Below are 24427 nucleotides of genomic sequence, written 5' to 3'. Positions count from 1 at the left end.
TCAGATGAACGAGACCTCGTACCGTTGGCGGATTCTCATCGCAGGGACCGCCGCCGGTTTCGCCGGTGTGGTGGGCCTGACCGCGGCGACCGCCTCTGCCGAGCCGCTCGCTCCGCAGCCGTCGCCGCCGGGACCCGCCACCGTCACCCAGACCGTGACCGTCACCCCGCAGGCCGCGCCCGCCGTGGCCGGACCCTCGCAGCCGGTCGGCCCTGCAGCCGTACCCGCCTCGGGTGCCGGGGTGCTGCCGGCAGCCGTCCCGCCCGGCACGACCACCGCAGCACTGCCCGCCCCGGCCGCCGCGCCGCGTCCGGTGTCGGTGCCGCTGTCGCCCAATCCCGCCGGCACCATCCGCGACTACCTGTCCAGCAGGAACGTGGCGATGGAACCGCAGACGCCCGCCGGTTTCACCGCGCTGAACATCGTGCTGCCGCGTCCCACCGGCTGGACCCAGGTCCCGGACCCGAACGTCACCGACGCCTTCGCGGTCATCGCCGACCGGGTCGGCGGTGACGGGCTGTACACGTCGAACGCGCAGGTGGTGGTGTACAAACTGGTCGGCGACTTCGATCCCCGCGAGGCGATCCGGCACGGTTTCGCCGACAGCCAGCAGCTCACCGCCTGGCGGGCCACGGGCGGATCCATCGCCGAGATCGGCGGGGTGCCCACCTCGATCATCGAAGGCACCTTCCGCGAGAACAACATGACCCTGAACACCTCGCGGCGCCACATCATCGCGACTTCGGGGACCGATCGCTACCTGGTGTCGCTGGCGGTGACGACCGCCGAATCGCAGTCCGTGGCCGCTGCCGCTGCCACCGACGCCATCGTCAACGGGTTCCGCGTCGCCGCACCCGTGGCCGCGCCCGCACCGGCCCCGGCCGCACTGACACCGCCGGTCCCCGCGGCCGCTCCCGCGGCCGGAGCTACCGTTCCGGTCAGCATGGCGGGTGTCACACCGGCAATCGGCCTCCCCGGCTGATACCTGCCCGCGCTGCCTCGTATCCTTGGCAGATGCTCATCGCCGCGGTGCTCTGCCTGTGCGTGGCAGTGGCGACCGCTGGTGTTGCCGCCTGGTCACTGAACCGTCCGTATGCCGACGACCCGGTACGCCAGGTGCTCCGCGCCGTCGCGCCCACCCAGTTCGCCGCGGCCGCCATGCTGGCCGCCGGTGGTGTCGTCGCGTTGTCGGCACCCGCCCAGATGGGGTCCCTGGTGCTGGTGGTCTGCGTCATCGGGGCGGTCGGCACCGTCGCGGCCGGGTGTTGGCAGAGCGCGAAGCTGGTGGCCGCCAAGGAGGCCGAGCAGGAGGCGCGTCGTGAGGAAGGCGGCGGCTGCGCCGGGTCCTGCGTGTCATGCACCCTGTCGCCTGCCGATTCGGCCGGCCGACGCTCTAGTTGCGGCTGAGGTCGATCGGGTGCGTTGCCAGCATCGACAGCGGTAACGGCTGACGGCGCAGCACCCGGGCCCACAGATCCACCCGCGGTTCGACGAGCACATCCGAGGGCAGTGCCGACAGCACGATCCAGTCGTCGCGTTCGATCTCGCCTTCCAGCTGACCGGTGGTCCACCCCGAGTAGCCGGCGAAGATCCGCACCCCTTCGAGCGCGGGTGCGATCTCGTCGGGATCGGTGTCCAGATCGACCATCACGACGCGGCCCTGCACGTGCCGAATCCCCGGCACCCCGGTGATGTCCACCCCGACCCGCACCGTCGCCAGGCACAGCGCCGAATCGCGTTTCACCGGACCGCCGATGAACATGCTCTTCGGCTTGATCGCCAGCTTCGCCCACTGCGGCAGCACGTTGTAGACGGCGGTCTCGCTGGGCCGGTTGAGCACGACCCCGAGGGTGCCGCCCTCGTTGTGCTCGACGATGTAGATGACGCTGCGCCGGAACGTCGGTTCGAGCAGGTCGGTATCGGCGAGCAACAGCGTTCCGGCGCGCACACGCGGTGCCGTCGGAGTGACATGATCCTCCGGTTCCTCGGGCTGTCCCACAGGTCCATCATGTCACCAGCAACCCCGTGCGGCGGCGAACAACGAGCGGCCCGCCGCGATATTTGTACTGTTGATGCGGGTGCGTATCGCAGTCCCGGCCCGGACAGGATCTGATCTCATGACTGACACCCGCAATCCGCCGGGAACCTGGCAGGCCGTCCGCGGTCTGCCCGAGTTCCGGCGGCTGCTGGAGTTGCGTGCGGTCAGCCAGTTCGGCGACGGACTGTTCCAGGCCGGGTTGGCCGGAGCGCTGCTGTTCAACCCCGATCGTGAGACGACACCGGGGGCCATCGCCCTGGCTTTTGCCGTGCTGTTCCTGCCCTACTCGCTGCTCGGCCCGTTCGCCGGGGCGTTGCTGGACCGCTGGGACCGGCGCCTGGTGTTGATCGGTGCCAACACGGGCCGTCTGCTGCTGGTGCTCGCGGTCGGAGTCGCGCTGTCGGTCAGCGCGGATCAGCGGGTGCTGCTCTTCGGTGCGCTGATCGTCAATGGGTTCACCCGCTTCGTGTCCTCCGGGCTGTCCGCGGCGCTGCCGCATGTGGTGCCCCGCGACAAGGTGCTGACGATGAACTCGGTGGCCACCGCGACGTCGGGTCTGGCCACCTCCGCGGGTGCCGGCTTCATGTTCCTGCCGCGATGGCTGCTGGGCGCCGACGATGCCGGCGGCGCGGCGGTGATCCTGTTGGCCGCCCTGCCGGTGGCAATCGCGCTGTGGCTGTCGGTGCGGTTCTCACCGCACGTCCTCGGCCCCGATGACAGCGCCCGCGCGGTGCACGGCTCGGTGGCCTATGCGGTGTCCACCGGATGGGTTCATGGCATCCGCACCGTCGCGGCGGTGCCGACCGTCGCGGCCACCCTGGGTGGGCTGGCCGCGCATCGCATGGCATTCGGCATCAACACCCTGCTGCTGCTGGTGATCGTGCGACACACCGGCGGTCACCAAGTCGCCGGCCTTGGCTCGGCGTTTCTGTTCGTCGCCGCCGCCGGCACGGGATCATTTCTGTCCACCGTGCTGACACCGGCGGTGGTCGGCCGCTGGGGGCGGCACCGCACCGCCAACGGGGCCCTGGCACTCGCCGCGGTGGTGCAGCTGTTCGCTGCCGGGTTGCATGTGCCGGTGATGATCGGCTGCGGTTTCGTGCTGGGGGCTGCCGGGCAGGTGGTGAAGCTGTGCGCGGACAGCGCCATGCAGACCGATGTGGACGACGCGCTGCGCGGCCACCTGTTCACCGTCCAGGACGCGCTGTTCTGGGTCACGTTCGTCGGCGCGATCGCCGCCGCGGCGGCGGTGATACCGGCCGACGGGCGGTCGGTGGCGCTGGTGCTTGTCGGGTCGGTGCTCTACGTGCTGGGCCTCGCTGCCCACGCCGCGCTCGGGCGGCGCACACCCCCGGTTTAGAGTTCAGCCATGGCTGGAGCCGAGCCGATGGTGGCCGATCTGCGCGCCGAGAGCGATGCCCTGGATACGTTGGTGGCCGACCTGCCCGAGGCGGGCTGGCGGACCCCCACGCCGTCCCCGGGGTGGACCGTCGCGCACCAGATCGCCCACCTGTGGTGGACCGACCGGGTCTCGCTGAAATCCATCACCGACGAGGACGCGTTCGCCGCGGTCCTCGGTGAGGCCGCCAAGGATCCACTCTGGTTCGTCGACGCCGGGGCCGAGGCACTGGCACTCACCCCGCCGGCCGAACTGCTCACCTCGTGGCGCCGCGACCGGGCCGCGCTGCACGATGGGCTGCTCGGCGTGGCCGACGGCCGCAAGCTGCCCTGGTTCGGCCCGCCGATGAGCGCGCCGTCGATGGCCACCGCCCGGCTGATGGAGACCTGGGCGCACGGGCTGGATGTCGCCGACGCACTCGGTGTCCGGCGGCCGGCCACCGCCCGGTTGCGCTCGGTAGCCCATATCGGCGTGCGCACAAGGGATTTCGCCTTCACCGTGCACGGGCTCACGCCGCCCGCGGAGGTGTTTCACGTGGAACTGAACGGTCCAGACGGCGAATTGTGGACATGGGGACCCGACGACGCCGCCCAGACCGTGACCGGATCGGCCGAGGATTTCTGCATGCTGGTGACCCAGCGCCGGGCGCCGCGCGAGCTCGATGTGGTGGCCGTCGGGCCGGACGCGCAGAAGTGGCTCACCATCGCCCAGGCGTTCGCCGGACCCCCCGGACCCGGCCGGGAGTGACCCGCCCAAATGCGCGAAATGGTCGCTCCGAGGACATGCGCAACGACCATTTCGCGTATTCCGGCGAGAGATGGAGTGGGACATGGCCAGTTCGCTACCCGACAACCCGTCGCTTGAGGCGCTCGCCGCAGAGGCGCGGGGCGGGCAGGAGGAATCCGTGGCCCGCAAGTACGGGTTCAGCGGTTGGCCAGCGCTCGTGCACTATCTCGCGGCCGCCGCGGAACTGAGCGTCGACCCGTCCCGGTTCGACGAGACCGCCGCCGACCCCGCCGACCGGTTCTGTGCGCTGGCCACCCTGCGCTACGACGAGGCGGACGCCCCGCCCCGATGGCAGGCCGCCGACGACCTGCGCCGCGCCGCGCCGCGCCTGACCGGACACCATGTGTGGGCCGCGGCCGCGGCGGCCGATCCGCACGCACTGTCCGCCGTATTGCGCAAGGATCCCACCCTGGCCTCGGCCACCGGAGGTCCCCACGGCTGGGTGCCGCTGATGTACCTGGCGTATGGACGGGCGCCGCAGCAGGACAGCCTGGCCGCGGCCGAGATGCTGCTCGACGCCGGCGCCGACCCGAACGCGGGCTATCTGTGGCGCGGTATGTCGACGCCGTTCACCGTGCTGACCGGGGTGTTCGGCGAGGGCGAACAGGGACCGCGCCGGCAGCCCCGGCATCCGCTCGCCGCCGACCTGGCCGGCCTGTTGCTACGCCGCGGTGCTCATCCGGCCGATCAGCAGACCCTCTACAACCGGATGTTCCGTCCCGACGACGCGCACCTGGAGCTGCTGTTCGCCCACGGGCTGGCCGACGCCGGTCCGAGCCCGTGGGAGCGGCGGCTCGGCGAGGCGATCGAGACCCGCGCGCAGATGTGGCAGCGGCAGGTTTCCTGGGCCGCCGAAAACGGTTTCACCGATCGGCTGGCCCTGCTGGCCCGGCACGGCATCGATGTCTCGGGTGTCCATCCGGTCGTTCCCCGACTACCGGATGACCCTGACGCCCGCGACGCCGAGGGCGCCACCGCCCTGCACCATGCCGCGTGGTCCGGTGACCTCGCGCTGATCCGGCAACTGCTCGACGCCGGCGCGGACCCGTCGCTGCGCGACACCCGGTTCGACGCGACGCCGCTGGGCTGGGCCGAGCACGCCTATCAGGACGAGGCCGCCGCACTGCTGCGGCTCAGCTCAGATCGGTGACCGAGTCCGCGGCACCGTCGGAGTCCGCGTCGGTGAGCTGCACATCCCAGCTGCCGTCACCGTCGCGATCGGCGTAGGCGGTGCCCCGGCCGTCGTGGTGGCCCAGCACCCGGTCGGCCAGCCCGTCGGCGTCGACGTCGAGCAGCCGGTCGTCGGTCAGCCCGTCGCCGTCGAAATCCACCATCGGCCCGCCGGTGGCTTCCACCCCGTCCAGCCCGAACCAGCGCAGCTGTCCGGCCCGGTCGACGGCCACCGCCCAGGTGCCCGAGCCGTCGTCGGTGAAATAGCCGGGTGCCGGGCCGTCCCGGTTGTGCACCGCGTGATCGGCCAGCCCGCTCGCATCCAGATCGGCCAGCGCGTCATCGGGCAGGCCGTCACCGTCGAGGTCCAGCGCAAAGGCGTCGAACACGCCGTCGCCGTCCACATCGACCGTCGGATCGGCGGACCAGATCTCCGCGCCGCCGGCCCCGTCACCCAGGCAGTAGTCCATGCCTGTTCAGACGCATCAGGACTGCTGCGCGTTCCACCAGGTGTGAAGTTCGGCGATCGCCTCGTCATGGTCGAGGGGTCCGCGGTCCAGCCGGAGTTCCTTGAGGTGGTTCCACGCCTTGCCGACCAGAGGGCCCGGTGGGATGCCGAGGATCTCCATGATGGCGTTGCCGTCCAGGTCCGGGCGCACCCGCTGCAGGTCTTCCTTGGCGGCCAGTTCGGCGATGCGGGTCTCGAGCTCGTCGTAGTTGGCCTGCAGCCGCGCCGCCCGGCGCTTGTTGCGGGTGGTGCAGTCGGCACGGACCAGCTTGTGCAGCCGGTCCACCAGCGGGCCGGCGTCGGTGACATAGCGGCGCACCGCCGAGTCGGTCCACCGGCCGTCGCCGTATCCGTGGAAACGCAGATGCAGGTACACCAGCTGCGACACATCGTCGACCATCTGCTTGGAGTACTTCAGCGCTCGCATCCGCTTGCGGACCATCTTGGCGCCGACCACCTCGTGATGATGGAAGCTGACTCCCCCATCGGGTTCGTGGCGCCGCGTCCCGGGCTTGCCGATGTCGTGCAGCAGCGCCGCCCACCGCAGCACCAGATCGGGGCCGGATGTCTCCAGGTCCACAGCCTGCTTGAGCACCGTCAGCGAATGCCAGTACACATCCTTGTGCTGATGGTGCTCATCGATGGCCATCCGCATCTCGCCGACCTCCGGCAACACCACCGCGCCCAGGCCGGTCTGCACCATCAGGTCCACACCGGCCACCGGATCGGCACCCAGCAGCAGCTTGTCCAGTTCGGCGGCCACCCGCTCCGCGGTGATCCGGCCCAGCTGCGGCGCCATCTCCAGCAGCGCCTCCAGCACCCGCGGCGCCACCGAGAACCCCAGCTGTGACACGAATCGCGCCGCGCGCAACATCCGCAGCGGATCATCGCCGAAGGACACCTGCGGTGCCGACGGGGTGTCGAGCACGCGGTCTCGCAGCGCCGTCAGCCCGCCCAGCGGATCGAGGAACTCGGCCGGGCCCGCCGCGGTGATCCGCACCGCCATCGCATTCACGGTGAAGTCGCGACGCACCAGATCGTCCTCGAGGCGGTCACCGAAGCGGACCTCGGGATTGCGCGACACCTGGTCATAGCTGTCGGCCCGGAACGTGGTGATCTCGAACCGGTGCCCGGCCTTGCCCACACCGATGGTGCCGAACTCGATCCCGGTGTCCCACAAGGCATCCGCCCAGCCGCGCAGCAGCTTCTGCATCTGTTCGGGGCGGGCGTCGGTGGTGAAGTCGAGGTCGGAGTACAGCCGACCCAGCAGCGCGTCACGGACGCTGCCGCCCACCAGGTACAGCTCATGACCGGCGGCGGCGAACACCGCGCCGATATCGCGGAGCACGTCGCCGTAGCTGTTCAGCGCGACCCAGGCCCCCGCCAGCAGTTCGGCGTCGGCAGCGTCGTGGGTCGGGTCGGTCGGCACGTTCGGTGAGCCTAATCGGTCTCCCAGGCTGGTAACGACCCGGCGACAGCCCGGCCACGACCGGCGCGTGTGGCGAGCAGGTAAACCTGCGGCAACTACTATCGCTTGGGTGTCGGACGGTGATAACGCCAAGCCGCGACGGCGCCGAGGGCGTCGCCGCGGCCGCCGCGCTGCCGGTCCGCCCGAGGCCGATGCCGAACGCGCCACCTCGTCGGGTGAACCGGCCTCCTCGGCACCCGAAAAGGTGCCGTCCGAGAACGCCGGTCAGCCGGCCAAACCCGGCCAGAACCGTAAACCCCGCCCGTCCCGACGCGCTCCCGACCGGCTGCGCACCGTGCACGAGACCTCGGCGGGCGGCCTGGTCATCGACGGGCTCGACGGACCCAAGGACACCCAGGTCGCCGCGCTCATCGGCCGGATCGACCGACGCGGCCGGATGCTGTGGTCGCTGCCCAAGGGGCATATCGAGGTCGGTGAGACCGCCGAGCAGACCGCCGTCCGCGAAGTCGCCGAGGAGACCGGCGTGCAGGGCAGCGTGCTGGCCGCGCTCGGCAGCATCGACTACTGGTTCGTGACCGAGGGTCGGCGCGTCCACAAGACCGTGCACCATTACCTGATGCGATTCCTGGGCGGTGATCTCTCCGACGAGGACATGGAGGTCACCGAGGTGGCCTGGGTCCCGCTGCGTGATCTGCCCGCCCGCCTGGCCTACGCCGACGAACGCCGCCTTGCGGTGGTGGCCGGCGAGCTCATCGACAAGCTGCACACCGATGGCGAGGGCGCGTTACCGCCGCTGCCGCACAGTTCGCCGCGCCGGCGCCCGCAGACCCATTCGCACACCCGCAACCGTCGCCCCGAGGATTCACCGCCCCGGCGTGCGAACGGTTGCGGTCCAGCCCAGTGAGCTGCGCGAGGGTGCTCCGCGTCCTCACCGCCGCGGTGCTGCTGTTGCTCTTCGCGACTCCCGCCCTGCTGCCGCGCGCCGCCGCCGGCGAACCGGGTGACACCACGTTCCTGACCTTGCGCATCGACCGTGTCACTCCCGACACCGTCACGACCACCACCGGCTCGATCGTCACCGTCGCCGGCACCGTGCGCAATATCGGTGACCGTCCGGTGCGGGACGTGGTGGTGCGCCTCGAGCACGCCCCGGCGGTCACCGGGTCGGCCGGTCTGCGCACCAATCTGTCCGGCAACCTCGACCAGTACGTGGCGGTCGCTCCGTTCGTCACGCTCTCGACCGAGCTGCAACGCGGCCAGGAGGTGCCGTTCACGCTGTCCTACCCGGTGCGCGGTACCCAGGAGCCCTCGCTGCAGATCGATGAGCCCGGCATCTACCCGGTGCTGGTGAACGTCAACGGCACCCCCGACTACGGGGCTCCCGCCCGGCTCGACGACGCCCGCTTCCTGCTGCCCGTGCTCGGTGTGCCGCCCGATCCCGCGACCGGCGATGCCGAGGGCGTGACCGCGGTGGTGCCGCCGGACACGTCCCGTCCGGTCGCGATGACGGTGCTGTGGCCGCTGGCCGACCGGCCCCGACTGGCCGCCGGTATCCCCGGCGGGACCACCCCGGTCCGCCTGCTCGACGACGACCTGGCCGCCTCGCTGGCCCCCGGTGGCCGGCTGGACACCCTGTTGTCGGCGGCCGACTTCGCCACCAGCGGCCAGGTCGACGACGACGGCGCCATGGGCTCGGCGTTGTGCCTGGCCGTCGACCCCGACCTGCTGATCACCGTCAACGCGATGACCGCCGGCTACGTCGTCAGCGACGACCCGAACGGCGGTCTCAACGCGCCCACCCATCCGGGCGTCGGCCAGGATGCCGCGGTCAACTGGCTGGGCCGGCTCCGGGCGCTCGCTCAGCGCATGTGCGTCGCCCCGACCGTCTACGCCCAGGCCGACCTCGACGCGCTCAAACGGGTCGGCGACACCGGCCTGAGCGCCGTCGCCACCGGCGGGGCCGCCGATATCGTCGACCAGATTCTCGGAGTGCGTTCGGTACGCGGCGCCACCCTCCTCGGTGACGGGTCGCTGACGCCGGCCGCAGTCTCCATGCTCGGCGCGCAGGGGCCCACGGTCGCGGTGGCTCCCGCCCCGCTGCCGGCCGGGGACACCGGTGCCGCCGATCTGGCCCCGCAGCGCAACTCCCTCGACGTCGTCACCGCCCCCTTCGACCCCGGCCTGGCGGCCGCGCTGGCCGGTGCCGGCGGCGCCCCGGCCACCCCGAGCCACCTCGGCGACGAACTGCGCATCCCGCTGCGCCACGACTCCCGGTTGGCCCGGCTGCAGGACGCGATCGGCTCGCTGCTGTGGCGCGGCCTGGCCCCCGATACCGAACCCCGTACCCAGATCGTGATGCCGCCGCTGACCTGGGATCTGAATCCCGACGAGGCGCAGCGCGTGCTGACGTCGGTGGCGACGGCCATCGGTGCCGGACTGGCCTATCCACGACCGCTGCGCGCGGTGATCGCCGAGGCACCGCGCACCGCGCCGCCCGAGCCCGTCGCGGCACCCGAGCCGTCGGCCGAGTCCGCAGACCGGTTCGACAACGGCGTGACATCCGGCATCGCCGCCATCACCGACAGGCTCTGGGGCCTGACCTCGGCGCTGACCGTCGATCAGCGCACCGGTCTGACCGGCACCCAGTACACCGCCCCGCTGCGTGAGGACATGTTGCGCGCGCTCAGTCAGTCCGTCCCCGATGACGAACGCAACGACGCCGCCCAACAACGCCTTTCGACCGTCAGCCGGACCGTCGCCGATCTTTTCGGGGCGGTCACCGTGGTGAATCCCGGCGGCTCCTACACCTTGGCCACCGAACGCAGCCCGCTGCCGCTGGCACTGCGCAACGATCTTCCGGTGCCGATCCGGGTGCGGCTGCACATCTCCGCGCCGCCCGGCATGACGGTGACCGACCCCGGGGAGATCGAACTGCCACCCGGATTCCTGCCGCTACGGGTGCCGATCGAGGTGCACTTCACCCAGCGGTTCGCCGTCGACGTGAACCTGAGCACCGCCGACGGCTTGCCGCTCGGCGATCCGGTGCGGCTGTCGGTGCATTCCAACGCCTACGGCAAGGTGCTTTTCTTCATCACGCTGACCGGTGGCGCGATCCTGGCGCTGTTGGTCGGCCGGCGGCTCTGGCACCGGTTCCGCGGCGAACCCGACCGCGCCGACCTGGTTCCGCCTACGCGGCGACCCGATCCGCTGGACACGGCGCTGGCCCACGGCTCCGACCGCGCCCGACCCGCCGACGAGCCGCGATGAACGCACCGCAACGGGTTCCGCGCGGGCACGACACCCGGCGCCGGGCCGGCGGTCCGCACGACCAACCCCCGAACACCCGCCCGCCGCGTCAGGAACTCTCGGACTCCGCGGTGGTGTCCCGGTCCTGGGGGATGGCGCTGGCCACCCTGGTCAGCAGGCTCACCGGGTTCGGTCGGATGGTGCTGCTGGCGCTCATCCTGGGCGGGCCGCTGCTCAGTTCGTTCACGGTGGCCAACCAACTGCCGAACCTGATCGCCGCCCTGGTGCTGGAGGCGACGTTCACGGCCATCTTCGTGCCGGTCCTGGCCCGCGCCGAACGCGACGATCCCGACGGCGGTACCGCGTTCGTGCGGCGGCTGGTCACCCTGGCCACCGCGCTGCTGATCGTCGCGACGATCCTGTCGGTGGCGGCGGCACCGCTGCTGGTGGACCTGATGCTCGGCAGCGATCCGCTGGTGAACCGGCCGCTGACCACCGCGTTCGCCTACCTGCTGCTCCCCCAGGTCGTCTTCTACGGACTGACCTCGGTGTACATGGCAATCCTGAACACCCGCAATGTGTTCGGTCCGCCCGCCTGGGCGCCGGTGCTCAACAACGTCGTCGCGATCCTGACGCTGGCGGTGTACCTGCTGGTGCCCGGCGAGCTGTCCATCGACCCCGTCGAGATGGGCAATGCCAAACTGCTGGTGCTCGGCATCGGCACCACCCTCGGCGTGGTGGCGCAGGCGCTGGTGTTGATCCTGGCGATCCGCCGGGAACGCATCAGTCTGCGACCGCTGTGGGGTATCGACGACCGCCTCAAACAGTTCGGCATGATGGCGCTGGCGATGGTGCTGTACGTGCTCATCAGCCAGATCGGCCTGATCGTCGGCAACCAGATCGCCAGCGCCGCCTCCGCTTCCGGGCCCGCGATCTACAACTACACCTGGCTGATCCTGCAGCTGCCGTTCGGCATCATCGGGGTGACCGTGCTGACGGTGGTGATGCCGCGGCTGTCACGCAACGCCGCCGCCGACGACGGCCCCGCGGTGCTGGCCGATCTGAATCTCGCGACCCGGCTGACCATGCTGACGCTCATCCCGATCGTGGCGATGATGACCGTCGGCGGCCCGGCCATCGGCAGCGCGCTGTTCTCCTACGGCAACTTCGGCCAGACCGACGCGGGATACCTCGGCATGGCGATCACGCTGTCCGCCTTCACCCTCATCCCCTACGCCCTGGTGCTGCTGCAGCTGCGGGTGTTCTACGCACGGCAGCAGCCGTGGACGCCGATCGTGCTCATCCTGGTGATCACCGCGGTGAAGATCGCCGCATCGGTGGCCGTCCCGCGTCTGGTGTCGGAGCCCGGGATGGTCGCCGGATACCTGGGTCTGGCCAACGGGCTGGGCTTCCTGGCCGGTGCCACCATCGGCTACCTGGTGCTGCGGGCCAACCTGAACCCGCCCGGCGGCAAGATGATCAGCCTCGACGTCATGCGCACCATCCTGGTGACGATCGTCGCGTCGATGATCGCCGGACTGGCCGCCCACATCGTGGATCAGCTGCTCGGACTGGAGGCGCTGACCGAACACGGCGGGGGCCTCGGTTCACTGCTACGGCTACTCGTGCTCGGCATCATCATGCTGCCGATCCTGGGCGGCGTGCTGTGGGCGGCGAAGGTGCCCGACGCACTCGCCGTGGGGGCCGCGGTCCGCCGTCGGCTGCCCGGCCGCGCAAAGGTGGCCACGCCCCGCACTTCCAGGTCTGATGGCCGGGCTGTCACGTACTCTGATCACAGCAATTCGTATCCGATGCGGCCTCCACGCCCCCCGGCTGCCCGCCGGTACGGACCGCACGCGGGGATTGCGCAGCAGCAGATGCCGAAAGGACCAGCGGTGAGCGATAAACCCGTGAGCGGTTCGGCGCCCGGGGCAGGTGCTCGACCCGAATCCGACCCCGAACCGGGGGCGACGACCCGCATTCCCGTGACCCCTGATTCGCGGCCCTCGGCCGGCGACTTCCAGCCCGACACCGGTGGCTTCAGCACCCGGCCGCCCGCCGACTACGGCGGGGACCCGACCCGTGAACCGTTGGCCTTCGATGCCCCGCGCGAGCCCGCGCTGGAGGCAGCGACCGCCGACGAGGACATCCATCTCATCCCGGGCGCCACCATTGCCGCGGGTCGCTACCGCCTGCTGGTGTTCCACGGCGGTCCGCCGCATCTGCAGTTCTGGCACGCCCTGGACACCGCACTGGACCGCCAGGTCGCGCTGACCTTCGTCGACCCCGACGCCGTGCTGCCCGACGCCGAGTTGCAGGAGATCCTGACCCGCACGATGCGGCTGTCCAAGGTGGAGACCACCGGGATCGCCCGCGTGCTCGACGTCGCCCGCACCGGCTCGGGCGGGCTGGTCGTCGCGGAATGGATTCGCGGCGGATCGCTGGCCGAGGTCGCCGAGACCTCGCCGTCGCCGATGGGTGGCGCCCGCGCCATCCAGTCGCTGGCCGCTGCCGCCGAGGCCGCCCACCGCGCCGGGGTTGCACTGTCCATCGACGACCCGAGCCGGGTCCGCGTCAGCATCGAGGGCGATGTCGTCCTCGCCTTCCCCGCGACCCTGCCCGAAGCCACCCCCGAGGACGACATCCGCGGCATCGGCGCCGCGCTGTACGCGCTGCTGATCAACCGGTGGCCGCTGCCCGAGTCCGGTGTGCACAGCGGCTTGGCCGCCGCCGACCTCAACGCCGCGGGCCAGCCCGTCGAGCCGCAGTCCGTCGACGGGGACATCCCGTTCCAGATCTCGGCCGCGGCCGCGCGCGCCGTCCAGGAGGAGGGCGGTATCCGCAGCGCCCCCACCCTGCTCAACTTGTTGCAGCAGGCCACCGCGGTCGCCGACCGCACCGAATTCATCGCACCGGTCGACGAACCCCCGGCCGGTTCCGCCGCCCGCCTGGCTACCGGCGGGACCGATCCGGACGCTGCCGCGCGCCGCCGCAAGGGCATGATCATCGGCCTGGCCGCCGGCGGTGTCGTCGTGGTGGTGGCTCTGGTGATCCTGGCGACCGTGCTCAGCCGCATCTTCGGTGATGTGGGTGGCGGACTCGACCGCGACGAGCTCGGGTTGAACAACCCCAGCACCTCGGCCGACGCCGAGTCGGGCAACACCGTGAAACCGGTGCGCGCCACGGTGTACTCCCCCGAGGGCGAGGCCGACGCACCCGCCGATGCGGGCCTGGCGATCGACGGGAATCCGTCCACCGTGTGGCCGACGGACACCTACTCCGATCCCGCCCCGTTCCCCGGCTTCAAGAACGGCGTGGGCCTGATGCTGCAGCTGCCCAAGCCCACGGCGCTCGCCTCGGTCACCCTCGACGTCTCCAGCACGGGCACCGCCGTCCAGATCCGGGGTTCGGACACCGCCAACCCGGCCGCCCTCGAGGACACCACCGCGCTGACCGATCCGACGACGTTGAAGAAGGGCTCCAACACCATCGAGATCGAGAATGCGGAGGCCACTCCGTATGTGCTGGTGTGGATCTCCACGTTGGGCACGGTGGACGGCAAGAGCCGTTCCGATATCTCCGAGATCACCCTCAAATCGGGGTCCTGACACAGTTATCCCCAGCCCTGGACTGCAGAACCAGCAGCTCAGGGCGCTGCGGCGAAGAGGTGCGGAGACAGTCACGCCGACGGCCCTAGTGTTCGGCAGGTGGGGAGTTTCGGGGGATGCTCGGGGCGGGAACGCACCGATGAGCAGTTGCTGGCGGCGCACGTCGCGGGTGATCGCTACGCGTTCGAGGAACTGTTCCACCGTTATCAGCCGCAGCTGTACCGGCTGGCGCTGATCACCACCCGCTGTCCCGACGACGCCCGCGACGCCCTGCAGGACGCGATGCTGTCCGCGCACTGCGGCGCACCCAAGTTCCGGCATGACTGCTCGGTGAGCAGCTGGCTCTACCGCATCGTGGTGAATGCCTGTCTGGACCGGCTGCGCCGGCACAAGGCGCGGCCCACGACACCCCTGGAGGCGCTCGCGTCCGCCGGCGCGATCGGTGATCCGGCGCCCGGGGTGGACACCGCCATCGTCATCGAACGGGCGCTCATGCGCCTGCCGGTCGAGCAGCGGGCGGCCATCGTCGCCGTCGACATGCAGGGGTTCTCGGTGGCCGAGGCCGCCCGGATGCTGGGGGTGCCCGAGGGCACCGTGAAGAGCCGCCGGGCGCGGGCCCGGAGCAAGCTGGCCGGCACGTTGGGGCATCTGTGCACGGCGGCGGTTACGGCCGAAGCGGGCGTGGCCGCGCGATGATGGGTGGGTGCAGCGCAACGCTCCCCACCGGGTGGTTCCCCCGGGCACCGGGCACCACCGGCAGCACCGGCCTGCGCTGCGCTGGCGCCGGGTGGCCGCCGGCACCGGCGCGCTGGCCGGCGTACTGGCCCTCGGTATCGGGGTGTTCGCCGTGTCCGGCGACGAGGGGGCCGACCCGGGTTTCTCCCGCGCCCCGGGGACCAGCGCCCGGCACCTCACCGCACGTGCCTCCGCGATGCCCCTGACCGACGCGCAGATCATCCAGTTGCTGCAGCGACCGCCCGACCTGGGACCGCTGCGCGACCCGCAACCCTGCCTGAACAGCCTGGACCACCCCGCCGAGACCCGGGTCCTGGGCGCCGCACCGGTGACGCTGGGCACACGACCGGCCGTGCTGCTGGTATTGCCCGCCGCAGACCCGTCCGCCGTCGTGGCCGTGGTGGTGGCACCGGATTGTCCGGCCGCCGGCACCGGGGTGCTGGCCCGGACGGAGTTACCGCGCCCCTAGTCCGTGCCCCGACGACCGCGCCCGGGAACACCCGGGCCTACCCTGATGTTTGAACAAACGGCCGTGTAAACGGCAGAAAGGCTGGGATATCCAGGATGTCCACCACTTCTGAGGTCACGTCCCCCATTCACGACGTGATCATCATCGGCTCAGGCCCGGCCGGGTACACCGCGGCGGTCTACACCGCGCGGGCCCAACTGCATCCGTTGGTGTTCGAAGGTATCCAGTTCGGTGGTGCGTTGATGACGACCACCGAGGTGGAGAACTACCCGGGGTTCCGCGAAGGCATCACCGGTCCCAATCTGATGGAAGAGATGCGCGAGCAGGCGCTGCGTTTCGGTGCCGATCTGCGGATGGAAGACGTCGACGAGGTCGACCTCACCGGTCCGATCAAGACCGTCACCGTCGGTGACGAAACTCACCGCGCCCGCTCGGTGATCCTGGCGATGGGTGCGGCCGCGCGCCAACTCGGTGCCCCTGGCGAGATGGAGCGCATCGGGATGGGTGTCAGCACCTGTGCCACCTGCGACGGATTCTTCTTCCGCGACCAGGACATTGCGGTGGTCGGCGGCGGTGACTCGGCGATGGAGGAAGCGATCTTCCTCACCAAGTTCGCCCGCAGCGTCACCCTCATCCACCGTCGCGAGGAGTTCCGCGCCTCGAAGATCATGCTGGACCGTGCCCTGGCCAACGAGAAGATCACCTTTTTGACCAACACCGCGATCACCGAGATCGAGGGCGATCCCAAGGTCACCGGAATTCGCTTGCAGGACACCGTAACCGGCGAGGAATCGAAGCTCGCGGTGACCGGCGTGTTCGTGGCGATCGGCCACATCCCGCGTTCGGATCTGGTCCGCGGGCAGGTCGGCGTCGACGAGGACGGCTACGTGCAGGTCCAGGGCCGCACCACCGCGACATCGCTGGAAGGCGTGTTCGCCGCCGGTGATCTCGTGGACCACACCTACCGGCAGGCCATCACCGCCGCCGGCTCGGGCTGCGCGGCGGCCATCGACGCCGAGCGCTGGCTCACCGAATTCCCCGCTCCGACAGAAGAATAGACCCCACACCAGTTAGGAAGATCCGATGACCGAGAACTCCGCTACTGCCGTCGTAACCGACGACTCCTTCTCCCAGGATGTGCTGACCAGTTCCACTCCGGTACTGGTCGATTTCTGGGCCACCTGGTGCGGCCCGTGCAAGATGATCGCCCCGGTGCTCGAGGAGATCGCCTCCGAGAAGGCCGGCGAACTGAAGGTGGTCAAGCTCGACGTGGACGCCAATCCGGCTACCGCGCGGGACTTCCAGGTGGTGTCGATCCCGACATTGATCCTGTTCAAGGATGGTGAACCGGTCAAACGGATCGTCGGCGCCAAGGGCAAGGCCGCCCTGCTGAAGGAGATCGCCGAGCACGCCTGACGGCGCACCGCTCTCCCGAATCACACCCTCGGGTTTTCCGGATTTTCGCGGGCATCTGAGACAATACTGACAGTCCGAACTGCAACCGTCGGCGTCCTGCGGGCGGTGCAGCGTGTCTGAAAGGCCAGGTATGTCGATTCTGCGTCGCGGCGACCGGGGAAGCGCGGTCATCGAGATCAGGTCGGCTCTGGCGGCTCTGGGGCTGGTCAACAGCCCCGAGGCCGACCTGAACACCGGCAGGCACGTCGCGGTGGACGTCTTCGACGCCGATCTCGACCATGCGGTGCGCGCATTCCAGCAGCAGCGTGGTCTGCTGGTCGATGGAATGGTGGGTGAGGCGACCTCGCGTGCGCTGCGCGAGGCCTCCTACCAACTCGGTGCCCGCACGCTGTCGCATCAGTTCGGGGCGCCGATGTACGGCGATGACGTCGCCACCTTGCAGGCCCGCCTGCAGGATCTCGGCTTCTACACCGGACTGGTCGACGGACATTTCGGCCTGCAGACCCACAACTCGCTGATGTTCTTCCAGCGGGAGTACGGGTTGTTCCCGGACGGTATCTGCGGTCCGGAAACGTTGCGTTCCTTGTACTTCCTGGGTTCCCGGGTGACCGGCGGTTCGCCGCACGCCATCCGCGAAGAGGAGTTGGTTCGTCGCTCCGGCCCGCGGCTGTCCGGAAAGCGGGTCATCATCGATCCGGGCCGCGGCGGAGACGACCTCGGTGCCATCATCCAGGGACCCGAAGGCCCGCTCAGCGAGGCAGATATCCTGTGGGACTTGGCCAGCCGGCTCGAAGGCCGGATGACGGCCATCGGGATGGACACGTTCCTGTCCCGGCCGGCCGGTCAGAGCCCCACCGATGCCGAGCGCGCCGCCACCGCCAATACCGTTGGCGCAGATTTGATGATCAGCCTGCGCTGCACCAGCCACCGCAGCCCGTTGGCAAATGGTGTGGCCTCGTTCCATTTCGGCAATTCGCACGGTTCGGTGTCCACCATCGGACGCAACCTCGCCGATTTCATCCAGCGAGAACTCGTGGCGCGCACCGGATCCAGTGATTGCCGGGTTCACGGCCGCACCTGGGATCTGTTGCGGTTGACCCGGATGCCTACCGTCCAGGTGGATTTGGGCTATGTCACGAACTCGCAGGACCGCGCGCTGCTGGCCACCAGCCAGTCTCGCGACGCCATCGCCGAGGGCATGCTGGCCGCGGTGAAGCGCCTCTATCTGCTCGGCAAGAACGATCGGCCGACGGGCACCTTCACGTTCGCCGAACTGCTGGCCCACGAACTGTCCGTCGAGCAGGCCGGGCGCTAACCGGCGAAATACGGCGGCAATGCCGACACCGCGTCCAGGCTCACGCGCGTGCTCGCGGCGGTGACGACCAGCAGACCGACCGCGAGTAGCGCCGAGATGGTCCCCGGTAACCGTGCGGACTGCCGCCAGGCCCACCCACTGCAGATCACGAATCCCAGTGCCACGACAGCTGTTTCGATGGCCATCACGGCGTGATATCGGCCGAAACTGACAACCAGGGCGTCGAGCACCGGTGCGGACCGCCGCCCGGCGAGGGCCTGCCCGATCTCGTCATAGGTACGGGCCGTCTGCGCGCCGTCGGGCATCGGCAGCGCCTGGAGCAGCGCGGTCAACGGAGCCGCCGTCGCCTGGACGTTCACCATCACCAGCATGAGAGCAAAGAGCACCAGAGCGCCGAGCACATAACGGAGCGCCCCCGGTCGGCGTGAAACACCGAGTGCGACAAGCACAGCCAGCAGAGCGGTGGCGATCACGATCTTGATGGCGTGGTATCGCCGCCAGTAGTCGATGAGGTGGATCAGGCCCGGGGTCATGGCCTGATCGCCCGACCGCCACGACGCGACCAGCTCCACGCGAAAAGCGCACTCGACCAGGTCCCCATCGGTCAACGCCCCGAAATCGCCACCGGCCAAGGTCGCCGGTGCCAGGAAGAAGCATGCCGCCAGGATCAGGGCCGCGACGAGCAGGTATGCCGACCGGCGGTTCTCACCCAAACGCGGCCGCGCCGACCGGAGCCTGCAGTCGCGCACTCTCCAGCAGACGCTCGAGGGCGGCCTCGACATCCGCCTTCCATCCCAGGCCCTGTTCGAGCTCGAGGCGCAGGCGCGGAAAGTACGGGTGCGGTGCCACGACCTCGAAACCCATCTCGATGAGCAGATTGGCGTCGATGATGCACTGGCCCGCCGAGCAGTCGCCGAGTACTTCGATCACCTGTTCCAGATCGGTGGGGACGCCCGACTCCGGACACAGATCGTCCGCCAACGGGGTCCGCGCGAATGCCTCCAGCGCGCGGACACCACGGCGCACCAGATCTGCGACCACTGCGGTGATCAGCCCGCGCGAGAGATTGTCGCCGTCGTCGGCGGACTCCAGCCCGATCGACGTCAGCAGCACGGCATCGGCGCTGACCGGTCCGGTCGGAAACTTCCGGGCGCGCGGTACCGCGCCGGGGGGTGCGTAGAAGACGTAGCCGAGACAGGACTCGTCGTTGAAGAACTCGGGCCGACCAGGATCCTGCTCCCCCGGTTCGACCGCGCTGCGGATCGCCAACTGCGCGCACGATCCCCACTCGAGCATGACCATCGACAGCCAGGCTTCCTTCTCGAATTCGGGATCGGCGAGGTGGTCGTCACCGCCGAGGGTGGACGGATCGACTTCCCAGAACACGCATCGCCGCGCATGCTTCGGTAACTGCTCGAATGCCTCGAGCCGCAGCGGGCTGATTCGTGCTGACACTTCGACTCCCCAACCTTCACATGGTTCCGGCGCGCACGGATGCCACTCCAGGATAGGAGAAGGCACTCCGCTCGGCCCACCGAGCCTGGCTAAGTTCACCGAATCGGTCTGTGACGTCAAACATGTTGTTAGGCATGACATCTCCTTTCCGAAGCGATGTTTCAGCGACCTTTCGCGGATCCAGCGTCACAGTGACGTAATTCGCCTGTGTCTCTGGTCCTGGGCGTGCAACGCGGAATCGGTCATTTTTGCGACCGTTACTGCTTCGCGGAGTTCATCAGTTCGACGATGCGCTGCAGATCGTCGACCGAGCCGAATTCCACCACAATCTTGCCCTTGCGTTTGCCCAAGCTCACAGTGACGCGGGTATCGAAGGCCGTGGAGAGCTGTTCAGCAACGTCCTGCAGACCCGGCATCTGGATCGGTTTGCGTCGGGGCGCCGGCGGATCGCTCGGTCCGTTGCGATTGGCCAGCGTGACGGCTTCCTCGGTGGCGCGCACCGACAGACCTTCCGCCACGATCCGCGCGGCCAGCTCCTCCTGCTTCTCCGGACCACCGTCCAGGGATAGCAGCGCCCGTGCATGCCCCGCCGACAGCACGCCGGCGGCGACGCGGCGCTGCACCGGGATCGGCAGGCGCAGCAGGCGAATCATGTTGGAGATCAGTGGTCGCGAGCGTCCGATGCGCGAGGCCAGTTCATCGTGGGTGACGCCGAACTCGTCGAGCAGCTGCTGATAAGCGGCCGCCTCTTCCAACGGATTCAGCTGCGCGCGGTGGATGTTCTCCAGCAATGCGTCGCGCAACATGCTGTCGTCCGCGGTCTCCCGGACGATCGCCGGGATCGTGGCCAGACCTGCCTGCTGGGTCGCGCGCCACCGGCGCTCCCCCATCACGAGCTGATAGCGCGTCGACCCGTCGGCGGCCGGCACCGCCCGCACCACGATCGGCTGCATGACGCCGAATTCGCGGATCGAGTGCACCAGTTCGGACAGTGCCTCCTCATCGAAGACCTGCCGCGGCTGGCGCGGATTGGGGTCGATCTGCCCGGGGTCGATCTCCCGGTACACCGCACCGAACTCCGATGTCGCGGGCACCTCGGCGCCGTTGTCGGAAACGGGTGCCGGTGCCGGTGCGCCACCCATCAGGATGTCGGCAGTGGCGTCGCCGATCCGCGGACCTCCCAGCGCTTCACCCTCTGCCGGGCCGGTGGGGATCAGGGACGCCAGGCCGCGACCCAAGCCACTGCGTTTCTTCGCCTGGTTCATGCTGCCTGTCCCCCTACGTGGATTCTCTCGCTACCAAAGTACTGCGCGTACAACCGGGCTTCCGGGACGGCCGGCCCGTGCCCGCCGAAAACGCTACTGCTCATTCCCGTGGGCCGCCCTTGGTTCTCCCGCGTTCGGCGATCTCCCGGCTGGCGTCGAGGTAGCTCATTGCTCCACGTGAACCCGGGTCGTAATCCAGAATCGTCATCCCGTATCCAGGCGCCTCCGAGACCTTCACGCTGCGCGGAATCACGGACCGGAGCACCTTGTCGCCGAAGTGCGCGCGGACGTCCTCGGCCACCTGATCGGCCAGTCGGGTCCGTCCGTCGTACATCGTGAGTACGACAGTGGTGACTTCCAGGTCGGGATTGAGATGCGCCTTGACCATCTCGATGTTGCGCAGCAACTGGCCCACCCCCTCCAGTGCGTAGTACTCGCATTGGATCGGTATGAGCACCTCGGGTGCCGCGACGAGCGCATTGATGGTCAACAGCCCCAGCGATGGCGGGCAGTCGATGAAGACGTAGTCGAAGCTGTGTTCCTTCAGTCCGGCCAGTGCGGACCGCAGCCGCCCCTCGCGGGCGACCATGCTGACGAGTTCGATCTCGGCGCCCGCCAGATCGATGGTCGCCGGCACGCAGTAGAGGCGCTCGTTGTGTGGACTGCGTTGCAGGGCCGTCTCGAGCGGGATGTCGCCGATCAGGACTTCATAGGAAGACGGGGTGCCCTGCCGGTGTTCGATACCCAAGGCCGTGCTGGCATTGCCCTGCGGGTCGAGATCGATCACCAAAGTCTGCAGTCCCTGGAGTGCCAGTGCGGCCGCAACGTTGACCGCCGTGGTCGTCTTCCCGACGCCGCCCTTCTGGTTCGCGATGGTGAACACTCGCTGGCGATCCGGTCGCGGCAGTTCTCCGTAGCGCTTATGCAGTAGCCGGGTGGCGCGCTCGGCCTCGGCGGCTATGGGGGTGTCGGCCACCTGGTCACCCTTCCAGGTGCCCGCCGCCGGAGTCCATGTTTCACGTGAAACATCGTCGCTGGGGACAACGTCGCCGGCGGACGGCTGATTGCTCGCGTTCCCGCGATTACCCCTGCCGAACTTCATCGTTTCCTCCTGCCGGGTCGCGAGGCAACCGCTCCGCGTCGTGCGACCACCACGGTGGCGGGTGGCTGTAGAAAGTCCACGCCACATCTCACCACCTTCACCTCTGTGGCTCCAAGCGAACTCAACGCTCGCTGGTGCTCCTCGATCTCATCCACGGCACGTTCCCCCTTCAGTGCCAACATCCGTCCGCCGGTACGCAGCAGCGGCAGGCTCCAACGCGAGAGTTTGTCGAGGGAGGCGACCGCGCGCGACACCACCGCGTCCATCTCCCCGGCCTCATCGCGCACCGATCGATCTTCGGCCCGGCCCCGGATCACCGCGACATCCAGACCGAGTTCATCGATCGCTTCTCGTAAGAACTCGCTGCGGCGCAGCAGAGGTTCGATCAGCGTCACCTTCAGATCGGGCCGCGCTATCGCCAACGGTATACCGGGTAGACCGGCGCCACTTCCTATGTCGGCGACCCGCTCCCCCGGCTCGAACAGTTCGGCCATCGCCGCGCTGTTGAGCAGATGGCGCTCCCACAGCCGCTCGACTTCGGACGGGCCCAGCAGACCACGTTCGATCCCGGCACCGGCGAGGATCTCTCCGTACTGCCGCGCCACCGCCAAACCCTCGCCAAAGCAAAGAGCCGCCGACTGGGGCGCCGGACTCAGTTCGCCATGTTTCACGTGAAACATCCTCCGGTTGCGCTCCAGGCCGACGGCCCTGAACTTGTCGCTAGAACTACATGCGTGTAACTAAGCGCATCACGCGGGCAGCACGACGACGCGGCGCGACGGCTCCGCACCTTCGCTCTCGCTGCGGACACCGTCAACGGCGGCCACAGCGTCGTGCACGATCTTGCGTTCGAACGGAGTCATCGGCGACAGCTCCTCGCGCTCTCCGGACTCCAGGACCCGCTGGGCGATCTTGTCGCCAAGCGCCGCCAGCTCGTCGCGGCGGCGGCGACGCCACCGGGCGATGTCCAGCATCAGTCGACTGCGTTCGCCGGTCTTCTGGTGCACCGCCAGCCGGGTCAGCTCCTGGAGGGCGTCGAGCACCTCACCCTTGCGACCGACCAACTTGTTCAGGTCGCTGCCTCCGTCGATACTCACGATCGCGCGGTCACCCTCGACGTCCAGATCGATGTCACCGTCGAAGTCCAGGAGGTCTAGCAACTCCTCCAGATAATCACCGGCGATCTCTCCCTCCGCGACGAGACGATCTTCCAGATCCTCGGCGGGAGCGTCGTCCGCCGCTTCTTCGGTCACCAGCTCGCTGTCCTCGGGCGCGGCGTCCGTGCGCTCGGTGGTTTCGGCGTCAGTCATATCCGTGTTCTCCTTACTTCGCCACGTCCGCCCCCGGTGGGTTCCCGGGTCGATCGGCTCTCGGCTTGGCTTCTAGCGCTTGCGCTTCTTGGGCCGTGCGCCCGGCCGCGGAGTGCCCCCCGGCGTTCCGTTGGACGCATCGTTGTTTCTGCCCTTGGGGGCAGATGTCTCTGAGTTGCCGACGGCCTCCACGGCCGTCTCCGGCTCGGTGAGTTCTTTCGCCGACTTCGCGGGTGACGTGCCGTCCACATCGTCTGTCGCCGGATCCTTCGCCACCTTGCGCGCCTTGTTCGGCTTTTTGCCGGGTGCGGGAGCATTCGCGTTTCGCCGTTCGAGGGCCTCGGCCTTCTTGGCTTCTTCTTCCTGCTCGATCTTGCCGAACACGTAATGCTGCTGACCGAAGGTCCACACGTTGTTCGAGACCCAGTACAAGATGATCGCCAGCGGCAGGAACGGGCCACCGACGACAACACCGAGCGGGAACACGTACAGCGCCAGTTTGTTCATCATCGCGGTCTGCGGATTGGCGGCGGCTTCGGGACTCTGGCGGGCCACCGACGCGCGACTGTTGAAGTAGGTCGCGATGCCGGCGAGGATCATCAGCGGCACACCCACGCCGATGATCGCGATGCGGCTCACATCGAAACCGATGAACGCCTGCCAGCTGCTCTCCGACTGGATCATCGTGGCACCCAGCGGAGCACCGAACAGGTTCGCCTGCAGGAAGTGCTGAACGTCCACCGCGCTGAACACATAGTTGGGCAGCTCTTTGTTCAGTTCCAGATCGAGGCCGAGTTCGCCGAAGTTGTGGCCGGTCCGGTTGAACGAGCGCAGCACGTGGAACAAACCCAGGAACACCGGCACCTGTGCCAGCATCGGCAGGCACCCGAGAATCGGATTGAATCCGTGTTCCTTCTGCAGCTTCTGCATCTCCAGCGCCATCCGCTGGCGGTCTTTCCCGTACTTCTTCTGCAGCGCCTTGATCTGCGGCTGCAGTTCCTGCATCTGCCGGGTCGTGCGGATCTGCTTCACGAACGGCTTGTACAGAATCGCGCGCAGCGTGAACACCAGGAACACCACCGACAGCGCCCAGGCGAAGAAGTTCGTGGGCCCGAGGATGAAGGCGAACGCCTTGTACCAAACCCACATGATCGCCGACACCGGGTAATAGATGAT

General features: G+C 69.0%; 23 protein-coding genes. 13 read left to right on the top strand and 10 right to left on the bottom strand.

Features of this window, described 5'->3' with window-relative positions:
- The first annotated feature begins 4 nt into the window (after positions 1 to 4).
- On the top strand, positions 5 to 982 hold the full coding sequence (locus ASE48_RS21600; RefSeq protein ID WP_057169194.1) for an LpqN/LpqT family lipoprotein: 978 nt from the start codon (positions 5 to 7) through the stop codon (positions 980 to 982).
- A 32-nt stretch (positions 983 to 1014) separates the two neighbouring features.
- Positions 1015 to 1407: a hypothetical protein gene (locus ASE48_RS21595; RefSeq protein WP_057169193.1), complete on the top strand. Its 393-nt coding sequence runs from the start codon at positions 1015 to 1017 to the stop codon at positions 1405 to 1407.
- Here the strand turns inward: ASE48_RS21595 and ASE48_RS21590 are convergent.
- Positions 1394 to 1999: a YqgE/AlgH family protein gene (locus tag ASE48_RS21590; RefSeq protein ID WP_057169192.1), complete on the bottom strand. Its 606-nt coding sequence runs from the start codon at positions 1997 to 1999 to the stop codon at positions 1394 to 1396. The genes ASE48_RS21595 and ASE48_RS21590 overlap by 14 nt on opposite strands.
- A gap of 118 nt (positions 2000 to 2117) precedes the next feature.
- Between ASE48_RS21590 and ASE48_RS21585 the strand changes: the two genes are divergently transcribed.
- From ASE48_RS21585 to ASE48_RS21575, 3 genes are all read left to right on the top strand, one after another.
- Complete coding sequence (locus ASE48_RS21585) at positions 2118 to 3398, top strand: MFS transporter (RefSeq protein ID WP_057169191.1); 1281 nt, start codon at positions 2118 to 2120, stop codon at positions 3396 to 3398.
- Positions 3399 to 3407: 9 nt separating this feature from the next.
- The gene (locus ASE48_RS21580; protein WP_057169190.1) at positions 3408 to 4184 is read left to right on the top strand and encodes a TIGR03084 family metal-binding protein; all 777 of its coding nucleotides are present in this window, start codon (positions 3408 to 3410) and stop codon (positions 4182 to 4184) included.
- 82 nt (positions 4185 to 4266) lie between these two features.
- Entirely contained in the window at positions 4267 to 5373 is a 1107-nt protein-coding gene (locus ASE48_RS21575; RefSeq protein ID WP_057169379.1) for an ankyrin repeat domain-containing protein, read from the top strand.
- Here ASE48_RS21575 and ASE48_RS21570 read toward each other — a convergent pair.
- The gene (locus tag ASE48_RS21570) at positions 5357 to 5863 is read right to left on the bottom strand and encodes a hypothetical protein (protein ID WP_057169189.1); all 507 of its coding nucleotides are present in this window, start codon (positions 5861 to 5863) and stop codon (positions 5357 to 5359) included. The genes ASE48_RS21575 and ASE48_RS21570 overlap by 17 nt on opposite strands.
- 15 nt (positions 5864 to 5878) lie before the next feature.
- Positions 5879 to 7330, bottom strand: coding sequence for a CCA tRNA nucleotidyltransferase (locus ASE48_RS21565; protein ID WP_057169188.1), 1452 nt, complete (start codon positions 7328 to 7330; stop codon positions 5879 to 5881).
- 109 nt (positions 7331 to 7439) lie between these two features.
- Between ASE48_RS21565 and ASE48_RS21560 the strand changes: the two genes are divergently transcribed.
- The 8 genes from ASE48_RS21560 to ASE48_RS21525 all read left to right on the top strand — a co-directional run bounded on the left by ASE48_RS21560 (position 7440) and on the right by ASE48_RS21525 (position 18119).
- On the top strand, positions 7440 to 8234 hold the full coding sequence (locus ASE48_RS21560) for an NUDIX hydrolase (RefSeq protein ID WP_057169187.1): 795 nt from the start codon (positions 7440 to 7442) through the stop codon (positions 8232 to 8234).
- Positions 8235 to 8245: 11 nt separating this feature from the next.
- Positions 8246 to 10597 (top strand): DUF6049 family protein, encoded by a 2352-nt coding sequence (locus tag ASE48_RS21555; protein WP_162264257.1) that lies wholly within the window; start codon positions 8246 to 8248, stop codon positions 10595 to 10597.
- Positions 10594 to 14184 carry a murein biosynthesis integral membrane protein MurJ gene (murJ, locus tag ASE48_RS21550; protein WP_057169185.1) on the top strand — a complete coding sequence of 1197 codons (3591 nt, stop codon included), beginning with the start codon at positions 10594 to 10596 and terminating at the stop codon, positions 14182 to 14184. Before ASE48_RS21555 ends, murJ begins: the two co-directional genes overlap by 4 nt.
- 99 nt (positions 14185 to 14283) lie before the next feature.
- Positions 14284 to 14880 carry an RNA polymerase sigma factor SigM gene (gene sigM, locus ASE48_RS21545; protein WP_057169184.1) on the top strand — a complete coding sequence of 199 codons (597 nt, stop codon included), beginning with the start codon at positions 14284 to 14286 and terminating at the stop codon, positions 14878 to 14880.
- 7 nt (positions 14881 to 14887) lie between these two features.
- Positions 14888 to 15388, top strand: a complete 501-nt coding sequence (locus ASE48_RS21540) for a hypothetical protein (RefSeq protein WP_156409317.1) — start codon at positions 14888 to 14890, stop codon at positions 15386 to 15388.
- Positions 15389 to 15483: 95 nt separating this feature from the next.
- Positions 15484 to 16446: a thioredoxin-disulfide reductase gene (gene trxB / locus ASE48_RS21535; protein WP_057169182.1), complete on the top strand. Its 963-nt coding sequence runs from the start codon at positions 15484 to 15486 to the stop codon at positions 16444 to 16446.
- A gap of 25 nt (positions 16447 to 16471) precedes the next feature.
- Complete coding sequence (trxA, locus tag ASE48_RS21530; RefSeq protein WP_057169181.1) at positions 16472 to 16804, top strand: thioredoxin; 333 nt, start codon at positions 16472 to 16474, stop codon at positions 16802 to 16804.
- Positions 16805 to 16934: 130 nt separating this feature from the next.
- Positions 16935 to 18119 (top strand): N-acetylmuramoyl-L-alanine amidase, encoded by a 1185-nt coding sequence (locus ASE48_RS21525; protein ID WP_057169180.1) that lies wholly within the window; start codon positions 16935 to 16937, stop codon positions 18117 to 18119.
- On the opposite strand, the gene ASE48_RS21520 is transcribed toward ASE48_RS21525, so the two are convergent.
- From ASE48_RS21520 to yidC, 7 genes are all read right to left on the bottom strand, one after another.
- Positions 18116 to 18832 (bottom strand): hypothetical protein, encoded by a 717-nt coding sequence (locus ASE48_RS21520; RefSeq protein WP_156409316.1) that lies wholly within the window; start codon positions 18830 to 18832, stop codon positions 18116 to 18118. The genes ASE48_RS21525 and ASE48_RS21520 overlap by 4 nt on opposite strands.
- Entirely contained in the window at positions 18825 to 19574 is a 750-nt protein-coding gene (locus ASE48_RS21515) for a hypothetical protein (protein WP_057169178.1), read from the bottom strand. Before ASE48_RS21515 ends, ASE48_RS21520 begins: the two co-directional genes overlap by 8 nt.
- A gap of 257 nt (positions 19575 to 19831) precedes the next feature.
- Entirely contained in the window at positions 19832 to 20839 is a 1008-nt protein-coding gene (locus ASE48_RS21510) for a ParB/RepB/Spo0J family partition protein (RefSeq protein ID WP_057169177.1), read from the bottom strand.
- Between the two features lie 100 nt (positions 20840 to 20939).
- The gene (locus tag ASE48_RS21505) at positions 20940 to 22028 is read right to left on the bottom strand and encodes a ParA family protein (RefSeq protein WP_442928746.1); all 1089 of its coding nucleotides are present in this window, start codon (positions 22026 to 22028) and stop codon (positions 20940 to 20942) included.
- Complete coding sequence (rsmG, locus tag ASE48_RS21500; RefSeq protein WP_082614334.1) at positions 21938 to 22621, bottom strand: 16S rRNA (guanine(527)-N(7))-methyltransferase RsmG; 684 nt, start codon at positions 22619 to 22621, stop codon at positions 21938 to 21940. The genes ASE48_RS21505 and rsmG overlap by 91 nt, the downstream gene beginning before the upstream one ends.
- A gap of 69 nt (positions 22622 to 22690) precedes the next feature.
- Positions 22691 to 23251 (bottom strand): Jag family protein, encoded by a 561-nt coding sequence (locus ASE48_RS21495; protein WP_057169175.1) that lies wholly within the window; start codon positions 23249 to 23251, stop codon positions 22691 to 22693.
- Between the two features lie 72 nt (positions 23252 to 23323).
- Entirely contained in the window at positions 23324 to 24400 is a 1077-nt protein-coding gene (gene yidC, locus ASE48_RS21490) for a membrane protein insertase YidC (RefSeq protein ID WP_442928753.1), read from the bottom strand.
- Between the last annotated feature and the right edge of the window lie 27 nt (positions 24401 to 24427).

It is taken from the genome of Mycobacterium sp. Root265 (genome assembly GCF_001428895.1).
In the GTDB taxonomy this organism is placed as follows: Bacteria; Actinomycetota; Actinomycetes; order Mycobacteriales; family Mycobacteriaceae; genus Mycobacterium.
The sequence above is the reverse complement of the archived record's forward strand: the minus strand, read 5'-3'. Positions and strand labels throughout refer to the sequence as shown.

Excerpts from the sequence above, each read along its gene's own strand:
- ASE48_RS21600 (WP_057169194.1), top strand. The coding sequence starts at position 5 with ATGAACGAGACCTCGTACCGTTGGCGGATTCTCATCGCAGGGACCGCC.
- ASE48_RS21595 (WP_057169193.1), top strand. The coding sequence starts at position 1,015 with ATGCTCATCGCCGCGGTGCTCTGCCTGTGCGTGGCAGTGGCGACCGCT.
- ASE48_RS21585 (WP_057169191.1), top strand. The coding sequence starts at position 2,118 with ATGACTGACACCCGCAATCCGCCGGGAACCTGGCAGGCCGTCCGCGGT.
- ASE48_RS21580 (WP_057169190.1), top strand. The coding sequence starts at position 3,408 with ATGGCTGGAGCCGAGCCGATGGTGGCCGATCTGCGCGCCGAGAGCGAT.
- ASE48_RS21575 (WP_057169379.1), top strand. The coding sequence starts at position 4,267 with ATGGCCAGTTCGCTACCCGACAACCCGTCGCTTGAGGCGCTCGCCGCA.
- ASE48_RS21570 (WP_057169189.1), bottom strand. The coding sequence starts at position 5,863 with ATGGACTACTGCCTGGGTGACGGGGCCGGCGGCGCGGAGATCTGGTCC.
- murJ (WP_057169185.1), top strand. The coding sequence starts at position 10,594 with ATGAACGCACCGCAACGGGTTCCGCGCGGGCACGACACCCGGCGCCGG.
- trxB (WP_057169182.1), top strand. The coding sequence starts at position 15,484 with ATGTCCACCACTTCTGAGGTCACGTCCCCCATTCACGACGTGATCATC.
- trxA (WP_057169181.1), top strand. The coding sequence starts at position 16,472 with ATGACCGAGAACTCCGCTACTGCCGTCGTAACCGACGACTCCTTCTCC.
- ASE48_RS21525 (WP_057169180.1), top strand. The coding sequence starts at position 16,935 with ATGTCGATTCTGCGTCGCGGCGACCGGGGAAGCGCGGTCATCGAGATC.
- ASE48_RS21510 (WP_057169177.1), bottom strand. The coding sequence starts at position 20,839 with ATGAACCAGGCGAAGAAACGCAGTGGCTTGGGTCGCGGCCTGGCGTCC.
- ASE48_RS21505 (WP_442928746.1), bottom strand. The coding sequence starts at position 22,028 with ATGTGGCGTGGACTTTCTACAGCCACCCGCCACCGTGGTGGTCGCACG.
- rsmG (WP_082614334.1), bottom strand. The coding sequence starts at position 22,621 with ATGTTTCACGTGAAACATGGCGAACTGAGTCCGGCGCCCCAGTCGGCG.
- ASE48_RS21495 (WP_057169175.1), bottom strand. The coding sequence starts at position 23,251 with ATGACTGACGCCGAAACCACCGAGCGCACGGACGCCGCGCCCGAGGAC.
- yidC (WP_442928753.1), bottom strand. The coding sequence starts at position 24,400 with ATGTGGGTTTGGTACAAGGCGTTCGCCTTCATCCTCGGGCCCACGAAC.